16 protein-coding genes are annotated in these 13,454 nt (G+C 66.7%); 11 read left to right on the forward strand and 5 right to left on the reverse strand.

Going from position 1 to position 13,454, the window contains the following annotated elements:
- Positions 1–167: 167 nt before the first annotated feature.
- Positions 168–1,334, forward strand: coding sequence for a carboxylate-amine ligase (locus MJ122_RS06835; protein ID WP_239743182.1), 1,167 nt, complete (start codon positions 168–170; stop codon positions 1,332–1,334).
- 42 nt (positions 1,335–1,376) lie between these two features.
- Here MJ122_RS06835 and MJ122_RS06840 read toward each other — a convergent pair whose 3' ends face one another.
- Together MJ122_RS06840 and MJ122_RS06845 are read right to left on the reverse strand one after the other, a co-directional pair.
- Positions 1,377–1,526, reverse strand: coding sequence for a hypothetical protein (locus tag MJ122_RS06840; RefSeq protein WP_172419229.1), 150 nt, complete (start codon positions 1,524–1,526; stop codon positions 1,377–1,379).
- Positions 1,527–1,573: 47 nt separating this feature from the next.
- On the reverse strand, positions 1,574–1,933 hold the full coding sequence (locus MJ122_RS06845) for a DUF3509 domain-containing protein (protein ID WP_088418522.1): 360 nt from the start codon (positions 1,931–1,933) through the stop codon (positions 1,574–1,576).
- A 406-nt stretch (positions 1,934–2,339) separates the two neighbouring features.
- Between MJ122_RS06845 and MJ122_RS06850 the strand changes: the two genes are divergently transcribed.
- The 4 genes from MJ122_RS06850 (at position 2,340) to ligD (ending at position 6,015) form a co-directional block, all read left to right on the forward strand.
- A complete protein-coding gene (locus tag MJ122_RS06850) occupies positions 2,340–2,570 on the forward strand; it encodes a hypothetical protein (RefSeq protein ID WP_088418524.1) in 231 nt (76 codons plus the stop codon).
- Between the two features lie 105 nt (positions 2,571–2,675).
- Positions 2,676–3,011, forward strand: coding sequence for a metallothionein (locus tag MJ122_RS06855; protein WP_275590614.1), 336 nt, complete (start codon positions 2,676–2,678; stop codon positions 3,009–3,011).
- The gene (locus MJ122_RS06860; protein ID WP_088418528.1) at positions 3,004–3,435 is read left to right on the forward strand and encodes a phosphotransferase system, HPr-related protein; all 432 of its coding nucleotides are present in this window, start codon (positions 3,004–3,006) and stop codon (positions 3,433–3,435) included. The genes MJ122_RS06855 and MJ122_RS06860 overlap by 8 nt, the downstream gene beginning before the upstream one ends.
- Positions 3,436–3,438: 3 nt before the next feature.
- Positions 3,439–6,015 carry a DNA ligase D gene (gene ligD / locus MJ122_RS06865; RefSeq protein ID WP_239743184.1) on the forward strand — a complete coding sequence of 859 codons (2,577 nt, stop codon included), beginning with the start codon at positions 3,439–3,441 and terminating at the stop codon, positions 6,013–6,015.
- 9 nt (positions 6,016–6,024) lie between these two features.
- Here ligD and MJ122_RS06870 read toward each other — a convergent pair whose 3' ends face one another.
- Positions 6,025–6,537, reverse strand: coding sequence for a DUF4142 domain-containing protein (locus MJ122_RS06870; RefSeq protein WP_239743186.1), 513 nt, complete (start codon positions 6,535–6,537; stop codon positions 6,025–6,027).
- 168 nt (positions 6,538–6,705) lie between these two features.
- On the opposite strand from MJ122_RS06870, the gene MJ122_RS06875 reads away from it, so the two are divergent.
- Both MJ122_RS06875 and MJ122_RS06880 read left to right on the forward strand, forming a co-directional pair.
- Positions 6,706–6,882, forward strand: a complete 177-nt coding sequence (locus MJ122_RS06875; protein ID WP_017517854.1) for a hypothetical protein — start codon at positions 6,706–6,708, stop codon at positions 6,880–6,882.
- Positions 6,883–6,936: 54 nt separating this feature from the next.
- A complete protein-coding gene (locus MJ122_RS06880; protein ID WP_239743188.1) occupies positions 6,937–7,794 on the forward strand; it encodes an SDR family oxidoreductase in 858 nt (285 codons plus the stop codon).
- Positions 7,795–7,816: 22 nt separating this feature from the next.
- Here MJ122_RS06880 and MJ122_RS06885 read toward each other — a convergent pair whose 3' ends face one another.
- Complete coding sequence (locus tag MJ122_RS06885) at positions 7,817–8,131, reverse strand: DUF883 family protein (RefSeq protein ID WP_088418536.1); 315 nt, start codon at positions 8,129–8,131, stop codon at positions 7,817–7,819.
- 49 nt (positions 8,132–8,180) lie between these two features.
- Positions 8,181–8,558, reverse strand: coding sequence for a Rho termination factor N-terminal domain-containing protein (locus MJ122_RS06890; RefSeq protein ID WP_088418538.1), 378 nt, complete (start codon positions 8,556–8,558; stop codon positions 8,181–8,183).
- A 251-nt stretch (positions 8,559–8,809) separates the two neighbouring features.
- Between MJ122_RS06890 and MJ122_RS06895 the strand changes: the two genes are divergently transcribed.
- The 4 genes from MJ122_RS06895 to MJ122_RS06910 all read left to right on the forward strand — a co-directional run bounded on the left by MJ122_RS06895 (position 8,810) and on the right by MJ122_RS06910 (position 13,434).
- Positions 8,810–11,266, forward strand: coding sequence for a glycogen/starch/alpha-glucan phosphorylase (locus MJ122_RS06895; protein WP_239743316.1), 2,457 nt, complete (start codon positions 8,810–8,812; stop codon positions 11,264–11,266).
- Between the two features lie 106 nt (positions 11,267–11,372).
- Positions 11,373–11,822: an N-acetyltransferase gene (locus MJ122_RS06900; protein WP_239743190.1), complete on the forward strand. Its 450-nt coding sequence runs from the start codon at positions 11,373–11,375 to the stop codon at positions 11,820–11,822.
- Positions 11,816–12,130: a DUF2388 domain-containing protein gene (locus MJ122_RS06905; RefSeq protein WP_239743192.1), complete on the forward strand. Its 315-nt coding sequence runs from the start codon at positions 11,816–11,818 to the stop codon at positions 12,128–12,130. Before MJ122_RS06900 ends, MJ122_RS06905 begins: the two co-directional genes overlap by 7 nt.
- A gap of 194 nt (positions 12,131–12,324) precedes the next feature.
- On the forward strand, positions 12,325–13,434 hold the full coding sequence (locus MJ122_RS06910; protein WP_239743194.1) for an alkene reductase: 1,110 nt from the start codon (positions 12,325–12,327) through the stop codon (positions 13,432–13,434).
- Positions 13,435–13,454 lie beyond the last annotated feature (20 nt).

Consider the following 13,454-nt stretch of genomic DNA (forward strand, 5'->3'; position numbering starts at 1 on the left):
CTGGGCTCCTTGAGCGGGAATGCGGCTCTTTCCATTGCGAGTGGATGAGCGGGCAAAGGTTTCAACGAAATGACCGGTGCACCGCTGTGCTGTGACGCCGCTGAAAAGACTGAACGGCAACGGTCGCCTCGCGTCTGAGCGCTTAACCGCACAACAGGAAGCACCCCATGTCGCCACGTACCGGGCTGGCCCGTTTTGGTATCGAGGAGGAGTTCTTCCTGCTCGACCCACGCACACTGGATATCGCCCGCGATGTTCCCCTGGGCCTGCCCCATGCTTGCCGCGCAATTCTGGGTAGCGAGGTGAGCGAGGAAATCTTCGACTGCCAGCTGGAACTGGTGAGTCCGATCTTCCACGCCCTGCATCCGGCAGCGCAGCACCTGGCGGACCGTCGCAGACGCCTGCGCGCCATCGTCAACGGCCACGGCCTGGAGCTGTTCTGCGCGGGGGCCCATCCCTTCAGCCAACTGCACCTGCAGGGCCCGCAGGTGCGCCCGCGCTATCGCAACCTGATCGAGGAGGAGGGTGTGGTGGCGCGGCAGAGCCTGCTGAGCGGGCTGCATGTTCACGTGGAGGTGCTGGGTGAAGATCGCGTGCGGGTGCTCAACAAGGTGTTGCCGTGGCTGCCGCTGCTGTTGGCGCTCAGTTGCTCCTCGCCATTCTGGGGCGGACGGGACAGCGGACTGTGCAGTTACCGCCAGGCGCTGTCCGGGGAATGGCCGCGCATGGGCATTCCACCGTATTTCGAGGACGAGGCGCGCTGGCGGCGTTTTCTGCGGCTGCTGCTGGAGCAGGGACTGATGGACGAACCCGGCCATGCCTGGTGGTTCCTGCGTCCCTCGGTACGCTATCCCACCCTGGAATTGCGCATAACCGACGCCTGTCCGCGGGTGGAGGATGCGCTATGCATCGCCGGCCTGTTCCGCCTGCTGGTCGCCCAGGCACAGGCGGCACCGGAGCATCCCGATCCACACTGGCAACGGGCGTTGCTGGCGGAAAACTGCTGGCAGGCGCGGCGCCATGGCGTGGCGGCGCGGTTTCTCCTGGGAGAGAGCCTCGTCGGCGTGGATGACCCGGGCAAGGGCGATAGCAGCGTGACGGCGCGGGACTGGCTCGGGCTGGCCCGGCATGCGTGCGAACCCTTTGCCGACGCGGAAACCGAGCTGGTCTTCGCCCATGCGCAGCGGATCATCGACGAGGGCACCAGCGCCGACCGCCAGCGCGCCGTGCATCGCGCCGCCCGCGAGTCGGGCAGGACGGAGCAGCAAGCGCTGCGGGCGGTGGTCGAACACCTGCTGGCGGAGAACCGGAGTGCGCCCGACTACAGGGACTGACGGCGCCTCCGGAACAACGTCACTGCGCGAGGCGGCAGAGAATCAGGGCGCCTCGTTCAAACCTTGCTGGCGGGCTGCGGAGAGATGCGGCTCCTGCTGGCTGTCTTCGGGTTCGATGTCCACCAGTTCTTCCAGCGCCTGCTCGCCCGAGACTTTCGGATCGGGGTCGGGGATGTCGTTGGGATTTTTCATGGTCTACCTCGGCGATCTGCCTGATGGCGTGCTGGAGTGCCCTGCTGTCATTTGCCCGAGAGCGCCCGTAGGCGTGCGCCGGCGACGACGATCTTGCGCGGCCGGTGGGTCGGGTTGACGGGAACGAAGGTCTGCAGCTCGATGCGCTTGAGAAACCAGTCGACGTTCTCCTGCTCCAGCGGCCCTTCGACGGTCATCAGGTCGCGGCGGATGCGTTCCACCAGGTTGTTCAACAGTACCGCGCTGGTTTGTTCCTCCTGCTGGATGACGCGGGACATCAGGCGCTTGCCCGCCGCATTGCGCAGGTTGATCAGCACGGTGCCGTCAGGGCGGATGAAGAACTGCGGTCGGTAATCGGTGAACAGAAGGCTCATGTGCTCGATGGCAGTGTCGCGGCAGCTGGACATGTCGGTGCCTCTTCTGGCAGGGCGCGAACGCCAGTGGCGTTGGGGGCCCGCATGGGTTGGAGCCTGAACCGTTGCATCAGCCGTTCCAGCCCGGCGCAGGTTGTCTCGTTTTCTTAACAGGTTGTTATTGCTGCGCTTGGCGCCGCGGTACTGGCCCCTGGTCATCAGCAAAGTGCAAGGTCACCGGGCAAGCGTGCGGGAAAATGCACGGCCGGCGCCCGCGCTCCCCTGGGACCTTCTGTCAGAAAGCTCGCATTTGCGAGAACCAGCCCGTCGGCAAAGCGACACTTGCCAGCACTGGCTATCAGCCAGTTGCCCAGAGCCTCGGCGCGTGGCTGGGCAAGGTGCCACCATTTCGCTGTGGCGCCAGCGGGCTAGGGTGAAGGCTGGGGGACGGGAGACGGCCATGACTGAATTCAGACGCCTGGACGTGGAAGCCGTGCTGCACGACGCCTATCCATTGTTCAGCTTCTCCTGCTGCCGCGAAGAGGGTGGACGCTATTCCATTGCCTTGGGCAGCCAACTGGCGAACATGCCGCGCACCACGGTGGTGGGCATTCACAGCGACGAATTGAGCAGCGCCGGCCGCGTGCGCAGCCTCGGCATGGAATTGATCAACAGCTTCATCGACCCGTAACAACCCCTACGGCGGCGCGTCCGGCGCCGCTGCCTCCCAGCAGAAAACCTGAACTCCCTGATTGCGCTCGGCTCAACCCAGCAGAGCGCAAGGGAGGCTGTCGCCATGAAACCTGAAGTTTGCCAATGCCCGGGCTGCATCTGCGAGCTCGACGGTGACGCGATGCGCCGTGGGGATCGCTACTACTGCTGCGAGGCCTGCGCCGAGGGCCATGGCCAGGACCAGTCCTGCCGCGATCCGGAGTGCCCTTGCATCGACAAGGCGCGGGAGCGCAGGTCCCGCCAAGGACCACCGGGCAAAGTACCGGCAAGCGGAGTACCGGTAAGCAGAGTGCCGGCCGACTCCCCGCAAGCCGCGTCAGAGCCTGCCCCAGAAGAAACCTTCCGCGCCGGCGAACCCCTCTCGCCGGGACGGACCCTCCAGGAGAGACCCCATGACTGAACGACGCGAACAGCACATCGAGATCGATGACACCGAGGACCGCATGGGCAGCGTGCGGGAGCTGGATTTCGAAAAGGGTCCGGAGGGGCGCATCGGCGACGAGCGCTCGCCCGAGGACGTGGAACGTGACTTCCCCGCCCAGCGGCGCCGCGAGATGGGCCTGAGCGGTGGCGAGACGCTGGGCCAGGGCGAGACCGAGGACGGCGTGAGCATGGACGACCTGTCGCCCGAAACCCTGATCGACGAGGACGGCACCGAATCGCCGCTGGACCCGGCCGACAGCAAGCCGGCGGACAAGGAACTGTCCATCGTCCGCGAAAGCGAGATCGGCGGCGGCATCGGCCTGGACGAGGCCGAGGAAGGCCGGGTGCATCCGCTGGACGGCAAACCCTGGGACGAGTCCGACCCTGACGAGGAACAGTGAGCCATGGCCCGAGCCGAGACCCTCCATGAATATGCCCGCAAGCGCGACTTCAGCGGCACCCCCGAACCCAGTGGCGAATCGGCTTCCGGCCATGCCGGGGAGTTCGCCTTCGTGGTGCAGAAGCATGATGCCAGCCACCTGCACTATGACTTTCGCCTCGAACTCGATGGCGTACTGAAAAGCTGGGCGGTGCCCAAGGGGCCTTGCCTGGACCCCAGCGTGAAGCGCCTGGCCGTCCAGGTGGAAGACCACCCGCTGGACTACGCGCGGTTCGAAGGGCATATCCCCGACGGGCATTACGGCGCGGGTGACGTCATCGTCTGGGACGAAGGCCGCTGGACGCCCATTGGCGACCCCCACGAGGGCATCAGGAGCGGGCACCTGAAATTCCGCCTGGAGGGCAGCAAGCTCGCCGGCAGCTGGAACCTTGTCCGTACACGCATGGCCGGCCGGCAACCGCAGTGGTTCCTGATCAAGGGCCGCGACGACCAGGCGCGGGATTACCCGCGTTTCGACATCCTCGCCGAGGAGCCGCTCAGCGTGGTCACCGGACAGTCGCTGCCCAGCGAGGCGGCAGCGGTGAAGAAGGCCGCACCCCGGAGCGGCCGCCCGGCAAGGGCGGCAGACGCTCCGGCGAGGAAGACGACGAAGAAAGCCGCTTCGGGCAAGCGCGGCAGCGCCAGGTTGCCCGACGCGCTGTCGCCGGAGCTGGCCACCCTGGTCGAGGCGCCACCGCCCGGCGATTGGCGATACGAGATCAAGATCGACGGCTATCGCATCCTCGCCCGTCTCGACCACGGCAAGGTACGGTTGCAGACCCGCAACGGCCACGACTGGTCCAGCAAGCTGCCCGAGCTGTGCGAGGCACTGGCCGGGCTCGACGTGCAGTCGGCCTGGCTGGATGGCGAAATCCTGGTGATGGACGAAGAGGGCCGCCCGGACTTCCAGCGCTTGCAGAACGCCTTCGACGCGCAGCTTTCCGAGCCGATCCACTACACCCTGTTCGACCTGCTCTGGCTGGACGGCGAGGATTACCGAGGCAAGCCGCTGGAGGAGCGCCGCGAAGCGCTGCAACAGGTGCTGCGCGGTAACGCCAGCCAATACCTGCGCTATTCCGAGGACTTCACCGACGACCCCCGGAGCATTCTCGACAGCGCCTGTCGCCTGGGTCTGGAGGGCCTGATCGGCAAGCGCGCCGGCAGCACCTATACCGAGAAGCGCTCCCGTGACTGGATCAAGCTCAAGTGCAAGCGGCGGCAGGAGTTTGTCATCGTCGGCTACAGCGAACCCAAGGGCTCGCGTTCGCATTTCGGCGCCTTGCTGCTGGGCCTGCACGACAAGGATGGCGAGCTGCGCTACGCCGGCAAGGTGGGCACCGGCTTCAGCAGCACCAGCCTGAAAACCATCTACCAGCAGCTCAAGCCCTTGCAGCGCAAAGCCTGCCCGTTGCATACGCCGCCTCGGGGCGCCGATGCCAAGGGGGTTACCTGGCTGCGACCGGAGCTGCTTTGCGAGGTGGCCTTCGCCGAGATCACCCGCGAAGGTCTGGTCCGCCAGGCGGTGTTCCATGGCCTGCGCAGTGACAAGCCCGCCCAAGCCATAGTCGAGGAGAAACCGCAGAAGGCGGCCAGAGCGCCCGGCAAAACCCCGGGCAAAACCTCGGGCAAAACCTCCGCCGGGGCAGGTGCCGCGACGGGCAACAAGGTCGAAGGCGTGACCATTACCCACCCCGACCGGGTGATCGACCCCACCAGCAAACTGCGCAAGATCGACGTCGCCCGCTATTACGAGAAGGCCGCCGAACGGATGCTGCCCTGGCTTGGCGACCGCCCGGTGTCGCTGGTGCGGGCGCCGGATGGCGTGGGCGGCGAGCAGTTCTTCCAGCGGCACGCATCGCGCAACGCCATTCCCGGCGTCGACCTGCTGGACCCGAAGCTCGATCCGGGGCGCCCGGCACTGTTGCGCATCGCCAGCGCCAAAGGGCTGGTCGGCGCCGCGCAGATGGGAGCGCTGGAGATGCATACCTGGAACGCCGCAGTGGACGACCTGGAGAAGCCCGACCGCTTCGTCCTCGACCTCGACCCGGACCCAAGCCTGCCCTGGTCACGGATGATCGAGGCGACCCAGCTGACGCTGACGCTGCTCGACGAACTGGGCCTGCAGTCCTTCCTCAAGACCAGCGGCGGCAAGGGCATGCACATCCTCGTGCCGTTGCAGCGCAACCATGGCTGGGACGAGGTCAAGGACTTCGCCCACGCCATCAGCCGGCACATGGCCAGGATCATGCCGGACCGATTCAGCGCCGTGTCCGGGCCGAAGAACCGGGTCAAGCGCATCTTCATCGATTACCTGCGCAATGGCCGCAGCGCCAGCACGGTCTGCGTCTGGTCGGTGCGCGCGCGCGAAGGCCTGCCGGTGTCGGTACCGGTCAGCCGCGAGGAGCTGGCCGAACTCAAGGGCGCCAATCGCTGGACCATCGCCAACGTCGACGAGCGCCTCGCCGCAGCCGACCCCTGGGCCGACTGGAGCAAGACCCGCCAGCGCCTGACGCGCAGGATGTGGGATCAGCTCGAAGGCTGAATCGAAGGGTTAGGGTGCCTGCGAGGCCACCAGCTGGTCGGCCAGCTCACGCTGGTGATAGAGCATCGGCAGCCAGAGCCGGGCGAAGCCTTGCAGGTCCGGGTCGGCGTTGCGCCTGCTCATGCGGTCGAAGGCCTCCACCGCGGCCTTGCTCGCCTCCAGCTGCGCCACCGCGTAGTCATGGTCGAAGCGTTCGCTCTCGGCCAGTTGCGCCTGCGTGCCTTGCTGTTTGAGCGGAGCATCCGCCTGCGCCGGCACACCTTTCTTCTGCGCCAGGGTCTGCAGGTCGCGCAGCAGGTTGGAATGCTCGTCCAGCACGCCCTGGGCCTGGTCGCGTACCGCCAGCGTCTTGCCGTAGCGGATCGCCTGCTGGGCCCGGGCGAGCTGCTGCTGGCTGTTGCGCAGGGCTTCGGAGATGAAGGCCGATTCGCTTGACGGTTCTTGCGCCGGGGTGGCGCTGCCGAACAGCAGCAGGCCCAGCAGCAGCGGGCCGAGCAGGGTCGACAGTCTGGGATGCGTCATCGCCATTCTCCTGGTTCTCGGGTGGGATACCGCGATGGACGCGGACACGGCGCGGGGGTTCAGAAAAGCCGGTCGGCGGCCGGCACCGCTCGCGAAAAAGCCTGAACTACGCCCGCGCCCGCCGGCCTACCCAGTGAGCCCAGCCCAGCCCAGACCCGGGAGGTCACCATGAACGATCAACCCTGCTCCTGCCCCGGCTGCTCGTGCAGCCTGGGCGCCAACGCCGTCTACCGCGAAGGCCGCGCCTATTGCTGCCAGGCCTGCGCCGACGGCCACCCCGAAGGCGAAAAACGCTGCCAGGACCCGCACTGCCACTGCGGCGAGCAGAAACCGCCACGCGTCTGACATTCGACGGTTGGACCTTCATCGATGCCCCGGCGGCATCCCAAGGAGAACGGCATGAGCGATACCCAGACCCTTCCGCCCCAGCACCAGGATCAGCAACCCGGCAGCGAGGAACAGATGCAGCCGCATCCCGAGTTCGTCTCCAGCCAGTACCGCGCCGCCGGCAAGCTGGCCGGCAAGGTGGCGATAGTCACCGGCGGCGACAGTGGCATCGGCCGCGCCGTCGCGGTGACCTTCGCCCGCGAGCGCGCCGACGTGGTGCTGCTTTACCTGAATGAATCCGAGGATGCGCTCAAGACCTGCCAGGTCATCGAATCCCTCGGCCAGCAATGCCTGGAAATGGCCGGTGACGTCGCCGATGCCGGCTTCTGCGCGGAAGTCGCGCGCAAGGTGCAGGAGCGCTGGGGGCACGTCGATATCCTGGTGAACAACGCCGGCGAGCAGCACCCGCAGGAATCACTGGAGGACATCAGCGAAGCGCAGTGGGAGAAGACCTTCCGCACCAACATCTTCGGCATGTTCCAGCTGACCAAGGCGGTGCTGCCGCTGATGGGAGAGGGCGGGGCGATCGTCAACACCACCTCGATCACCGCCTACAAGGGCAACCCGAAGCTGATCGACTATTCCTCCACCAAGGGCGCGATTACTTCCTTCACCCGCTCCCTGGCGATGAACCTGGTCAAGCGCGGCATCCGCGTCAATGCCGTCGCGCCGGGGCCGATCTGGACGCCGCTGATCCCCTCGACCTTCAGCGCCGAGGAAGTGGCCAGGTTCGGCGCCAATACGCCCATGGGGAGGCCCGGCCAGCCGGAGGAGCTGGCACCGGCCTACGTCTACCTCGCCAGCAGCGATTCCTCCTACGTCAGCGGGCAGGTGCTGCACGTGAATGGCGGGACGGTGGTCAACGGCTGAGCCGCCGACCACCGCGCCGGACTCACGGGTTCCGGCTCAACGCACAAGCCGCGGCAAGGAGGCCGGCGGCCGCGGCGAGGATCGCCACGGTCTGCCACGGATGCTCGCCGACGTAGTCGCTGCCGGCCTGCACGGCGCGCCGGCTGCGGTGCATCAGGTGGTCGCTGGTTTCGCGGCTCTGGTCGACCAGCCCGCGCAGTTTCGCCTTGAACACCGGAAGCTCGTCCGCGGCCAGGTCGCGGCCGCTTTCCAGCAGGCTTTCCAGGTCGCGCACCAGCGATTGCAGTTCATTCACGCCACTGTGGCGCGAGGAAGGGGACCATCGATAGCTGCCCATGGGACTTTCTCCTGGTAGGTCGTCGTGAGTGGATGTCGCTGGCTGGTGCTCAGGCTGCCTTGCGCAAGGCCTCGATCAGCTCCTGCTTGCGCATGGTCGAGCGGCCGCTGATCTGCCGGGTGCGGGCACGGTTGAGCAACTCGGCCTTGGTCATGGATTCCAGCGACTGGTCCGGACGTGGCACGCCGCGCTTGGTGGCCACCGCCCGACGCGCGGAGGATTTGCGCGACTGGCTCTTGGCCTGGGGACTCTTGCGCTGGCCCGAGCCGCCTTTGCGCTCGCCGCCGCCGGACTGCTTGTTCACCGTGGCCCAGGCGCGCGCCTCGGCTTCGCCCTGGGGAACACCACGCTCTTCGTAGCTTTCCTCGATGTGCTCGGCCTTGCGCTTCTGCTTGTCGGTGTACTTGTCTTTGCTGCCGCGTGGCATGGCTGTTCTCCTCTTGTCTCTGCTGGAAGGGCGCGGGAACTGGAGCACTCCCGCGCCGGGCCGGCAATCTACCGCCCACAAGGGGGAGAAACCGCTCGTCGCCGAGCGTTCAGCGATTCTGATGAACGGCGGCGCCCGCCCGGCGAAAAGGTCTGAACTGATCGTTTTCGCCGTGGACAGATGCACTGGGGTACGTTGCGCTTTGCCGGCCCGCGCCCCTTTCCCGCCCACATCAGGAGACGGCAATGGCCCTGGACAGCACCCCCGATCAGTCGGAAGTCGAAACCTTCAAGCACGCCGTGCTCACCCGCCTGCGCTACGCCGTGGGCAAGGACCCGGCCGACGCCTTCGACCACGACTGGTTCGAGGCGGTCGCCCTGGCCGCGCGCAAGTACCAGGTGGACCGCTGGGAGGAGGCCACCCGCGCGATCAATCGCAGCGACCGCAAGCACGTCTACTACCTGTCGCTGGAGTTCCTCATCGGCCGCCTGCTGATCGACAACCTGAGCAACCTCGGCCTGCTGGACGTCGCCCGCCAGGCGCTGTCGGAGCTGGGCGTGGACCTGGAACGCATCCGCCTGCTGGAGCCCGACGCCGCGCTGGGCAACGGTGGCCTGGGACGCCTGGCGGCGTGTTTCATGGAAAGCATGGCCACCCTGGATATCCCGGCCCACGGCTATGGCATCCGCTACGAACACGGCCTGTTCAAGCAGGCGATTGGCGATGGCTGGCAGCAGGAGCTCACTGAAACCTGGCTGGACTTCGGCAACCCCTGGGAATTCGAGCGGCCCGAGTGCAGCTTCAGTGTCGGTTTCGGCGGCGCCGTGTACAGCGAGCCGGACGCCAACGGTGTCGAACGCCAGCGCTGGGCGCCGGTGGAGCGGGTGAGGGCGGTCGCCTACGACATGCCCATCGTCGGCTGGCGCGGCGCCAGCGTGAACACCCTGCGCCTGTGGCGCGCCCGCGCCGAGCAAACCCTGCACCTGGAGCGCTTCAATGCGGGCGATTACCTCGGTGCGGTGGCCGACACGGTGCGCGCCGAAAGCATCTCGCGCGTGCTTTATCCGGCCGACAGCACCGAGGCCGGCCAGGAACTGCGCCTGCGCCAGGAATATTTCTTCGTCAGCGCCTCGCTGCAGGACCTGATGCAGCGCCACCTGGGCAACGGCGAGGAGGTCCGTGGCCTCCCCGAGCGCGTCGCCATCCAGCTCAACGACACCCACCCGGCCATCGCCGTCGCCGAGCTGATGCGCCTGCTGCTCGACGAACGCGCCCTGGAATGGGAGCAGGCGTGGGAGCTGACCGTGGCCACGCTGTCCTACACCAACCACACGCTGCTGCCCGAAGCCCTGGAATCCTGGCCGGTAGGGTTGATGGAGCGCCTGCTGCCGCGGCACATGCAGATCATCTACCTGATCAACGCCTTCCACATCGATGCCCTGCGCGCCAAGGACATCCACGACTTCAGCCTGCTGCGCTCGGTGTCACTGATCGAGGAAGACCACGGCCGCCGCGTGCGCATGGGCAACCTCGCGTTCCTCGGCTCGCACAGCGTCAACGGCGTGTCCGCGCTGCACACCGAGCTGATGCGCGAGACGGTGTTCCGCGACCTGCACCGGCTCTATCCGAACCGCATCAGCAACAAGACCAACGGCGTGACCTTCCGCCGCTGGCTGTTCCAGACCAACCCCGAACTGACCGAACTGCTGGTGGAAACCCTCGGCGAAGACGTACTGGACAACCCGGAGAATCGCCTGCGCGACCTTGCCGCCTTCGCCGAGAAGACCGCCGTGCGCCAGCGCTTCGCCCAGCAGCGTCGCAACGCCAAGGAACGCCTGGCGGGACTGATCGAGGAGCGGCTGGGCGTGCGGGTCGACCCCGATGCGCTGTTCGACGTGCACGTCAAGCGCATCCACGAGTACAAGCGCCAGCTGCTCAACCTGCTGCACACCGTGGCGCTCTACCAGGACATCCGCAACGACCCCACCACCGAGCGCGTGCCGCGGGTGAAGATATTCGCCGGCAAGGCCGCGCCCAGCTACGTGCTGGCCAAGCTCATCATCAAGCTGGCCAACGACATCAGCCGCACGGTCAATGCCGACCCCACCGTGCGCGGGTTGCTCAAGGTGGTGTTCATCCCCAACTACAACGTCAGCCTGGCCGAGTCGATCATCCCGGCGGCCGATCTTTCCGAACAGATTTCCACGGCGGGCCTGGAAGCCTCGGGCACCAGCAACATGAAGTTCGCGCTGAACGGCGCACTGACCATCGGCACCCTGGACGGCGCCAACGTCGAGATGTGCGAGCGCATCGGCCCGGAAAACATGTTCATCTTCGGCCTCAAGGCCCAGCAGGTAGTGGCGCGCAAGCGCACCGGGGACCTGGCCATGCACAACGAGATCGCCGCCTCGCCGCGCCTGGAGGAGGCGCTGCGTTCGGTGAGCAGCGGGATCTTCTCGCCGGACGATCCGCAGCGCTACACCGCCCTGGTGGACAGCCTGCGCTACGACGACCGCTTCCTGGTCTGCGCGGATTTCGACGCCTATTGGGACGCCCAGGAGCGCGTCGAGCAACTCTGGAGAAAACCCTCGCGCTGGTGGAAAGCTTCTATGCTCAACACCGCGCGGGTCGGCTGGTTCTCTTCCGACCGCACCATCCGCGAGTACGCCCAGGACATCTGGAAAGTATCGACGGGACAACAAGAATAAGGTGCGACGATTGGCGGCAGTTCGCGGGGCAGCGTAGCGGTGTTCGCTTGTGTAGGATGCCGCCCGCCACGCCATGAGCACTTCAAGAACCGGGAGACGACCGCCGATGCTGATCCGTGACCTTCGCGACGACGACATGGACCAGGTGCTGGATATCTGGTTGCGAGCCTCGCAGCAGGCCCACGACTTCATCGACGCCGATTTCTGGCAGCAACGCCTGCAGGACATGCGCGATGTCTACCTGCCCGCCGCCGCGTCACGCGTCGTCGAGAGCGACGGTTGCGTGAGCGGTTTCTACAGCCTGCACGATGGCGCGCTGGCCGCGCTGTTCGTCGCCCCGGAATGCCAGGGCAGGGGGCTGGGCTCGCACCTGCTGAGCGACGCCAAGGTTCACCTGCCGATGCTGGAACTGTCGGTCTATTCGGCCAATTCCGGCGCGGTGGCCTTCTACCGGCGGCATGGCTTCGAGGTGCTGGAAGAGCGCGCCGACGAGCACACCGGCCATGCGGAGATGCGCATGGGCTGGACTGCGCGCCGGGCGGCGTGCGGATGCTGAAGCAGGGCGCGGGCGTTGTGCTGCTGGCGGTTGCCGGCCTCGCCAACGCCATGGATGGCAAGGGCAACTCCTCCGACCACTTCACCGTCGGCAGCAGCCTCGGCACGGCCGCCGTCAGCGAGTCCACCAGCCAGTCGTCGCGCGCTGCCTATCAGCACGCCCGCGACGATGCGCTGGCCTATGTCGCTACTGCCGGGCTGATCCACGGCGCCCAACTCGAACAAGCCCTGCATCTGTATCGCAGCGAGCATCCGCAATCGCCCCTGAGCGACCTGCAGGTGGCCGAGGCCATCGCCAGCCAGGGCTGAGTTCTCTACCTGCAAGGAATTAATCCGGCTTGCATTCGTGATCTGGAGTCAATTGATTTTGCCGAAACGACGTCTTAATCCTCGCCGGTAAAGCCCGCAGACTGCCTTCCATTCGAACGATCGAGTGGTTCGCGACACTGCACCGGGCCCCGCGGACTTCCCGATCGCGCCTCTTGCCGCTGAAGGAGTCCGCCATGAGCACCCACGCATCCCCGCTGTTCCAGTCCTATTCCCTGGGTGGCCTCGAACTGCCCAACCGCATCGTCATGCCGCCGATGACCCGCTCACGCGCCAGCCAGCCGGGCGACGTGCCCAACGAGCTGATGGCCGAGTACTACGCCCAGCGCGCCGGCGCTGGCCTGATCGTCAGCGAGGGCACCTGGATTTCCCCGCTGGGCAAGGGCTACGCCTGGACCCCGGGCATCCACACCCCGGCCCAGGTCGCCGGCTGGCGCAAGGTCACCCAGGCCGTGCATGCCGCCGGCGGGCGCATCTTCGCTCAGCTCTGGCACGTCGGCCGGCTCAGCCACATCAGCCTGCTCGACGGCCAGTCGCCGGTGTCTTCCTCGGCGATGCAGGCTGAAGGCGTCAACGTCTTCGTCGCCGAGAACGACGGCACTCCCGGCTTCGTCCAGGCCTCGAAACCCCGTGCGCTGAAGGTGGAGGAAATCCACGCCATCGTCGACGAGTACCGCCAGGCCGCGCGCAACGCCATGGTTGCCGGCTTCGACGGTGTCGAGCTGCACGCCGCCAACGGCTACCTGGTCAACCAGTTCATCGACTCCAACGCCAACGACCGCACCGACCAGTACGGCGGCTCGCTGGAGAACCGCCTGCGCTTCCTCGCCGAAGTGGCCAGGGCGCTGGTGGAAGGCACCGGTGACAAGGGCCGCGTCGGCATCCGCCTGGCGCCGCTGACCACCCTGAACGGCTGTTCCGACGCCGACCCGCAAACCACCTACCTGGCCGCTGCGCGCCTGCTGGGCGAGATCGGCGTGGGTTACATCCATATCGCCGAAGCCGACTGGGACGATGCCCCGCATATGCCGCTCGAGTTCAAGCGCCGCCTGCGCGAAGTGTTCCCCGGCGCGCTGATTTACGCCGGCAAGTACACCGCCGAGCGTGCCACTGCCGCGCTGGAGGAAGGCTGGGCTGACCTGATCGCCTTCGGCCGTCCCTTCGTCGCTAACCCCGACCTGCCCGAACGCCTGCGCCTGGGCGCACCGCTCAACACCCACCAGCGCGAAACCCTGTTCGGCGGCGGCGCACACGGGCTTACCGATTACCCGCGCCTGACTGCCTGAACTGCATCACTGCCTGAATA

Source organism: Pseudomonas sp. DP-17 (assembly GCF_022380625.1).
Lineage (GTDB): Bacteria > Pseudomonadota > Gammaproteobacteria > Pseudomonadales > Pseudomonadaceae > Pseudomonas > Pseudomonas nitroreducens_A.

Bases quoted from the DNA above. Each gene is read 5' to 3' on its own strand.
- MJ122_RS06835 (WP_239743182.1), top strand. From the start codon at position 168: ATGTCGCCACGTACCGGGCTGGCCCGTTTTGGTATCGAGGAGGAGTTC.
- MJ122_RS06840 (WP_172419229.1), bottom strand. From the start codon at position 1,526: ATGAAAAATCCCAACGACATCCCCGACCCCGATCCGAAAGTCTCGGGC.
- MJ122_RS06845 (WP_088418522.1), bottom strand. From the start codon at position 1,933: ATGTCCAGCTGCCGCGACACTGCCATCGAGCACATGAGCCTTCTGTTC.
- MJ122_RS06850 (WP_088418524.1), top strand. From the start codon at position 2,340: ATGACTGAATTCAGACGCCTGGACGTGGAAGCCGTGCTGCACGACGCC.
- MJ122_RS06855 (WP_275590614.1), top strand. From the start codon at position 2,676: ATGAAACCTGAAGTTTGCCAATGCCCGGGCTGCATCTGCGAGCTCGAC.
- MJ122_RS06860 (WP_088418528.1), top strand. From the start codon at position 3,004: ATGACTGAACGACGCGAACAGCACATCGAGATCGATGACACCGAGGAC.
- ligD (WP_239743184.1), top strand. From the start codon at position 3,439: ATGGCCCGAGCCGAGACCCTCCATGAATATGCCCGCAAGCGCGACTTC.
- MJ122_RS06870 (WP_239743186.1), bottom strand. From the start codon at position 6,537: ATGACGCATCCCAGACTGTCGACCCTGCTCGGCCCGCTGCTGCTGGGC.
- MJ122_RS06875 (WP_017517854.1), top strand. From the start codon at position 6,706: ATGAACGATCAACCCTGCTCCTGCCCCGGCTGCTCGTGCAGCCTGGGC.
- MJ122_RS06880 (WP_239743188.1), top strand. From the start codon at position 6,937: ATGAGCGATACCCAGACCCTTCCGCCCCAGCACCAGGATCAGCAACCC.
- MJ122_RS06885 (WP_088418536.1), bottom strand. From the start codon at position 8,131: ATGGGCAGCTATCGATGGTCCCCTTCCTCGCGCCACAGTGGCGTGAAT.
- MJ122_RS06890 (WP_088418538.1), bottom strand. From the start codon at position 8,558: ATGCCACGCGGCAGCAAAGACAAGTACACCGACAAGCAGAAGCGCAAG.
- MJ122_RS06900 (WP_239743190.1), top strand. From the start codon at position 11,373: ATGCTGATCCGTGACCTTCGCGACGACGACATGGACCAGGTGCTGGAT.
- MJ122_RS06905 (WP_239743192.1), top strand. From the start codon at position 11,816: ATGCTGAAGCAGGGCGCGGGCGTTGTGCTGCTGGCGGTTGCCGGCCTC.
- MJ122_RS06910 (WP_239743194.1), top strand. From the start codon at position 12,325: ATGAGCACCCACGCATCCCCGCTGTTCCAGTCCTATTCCCTGGGTGGC.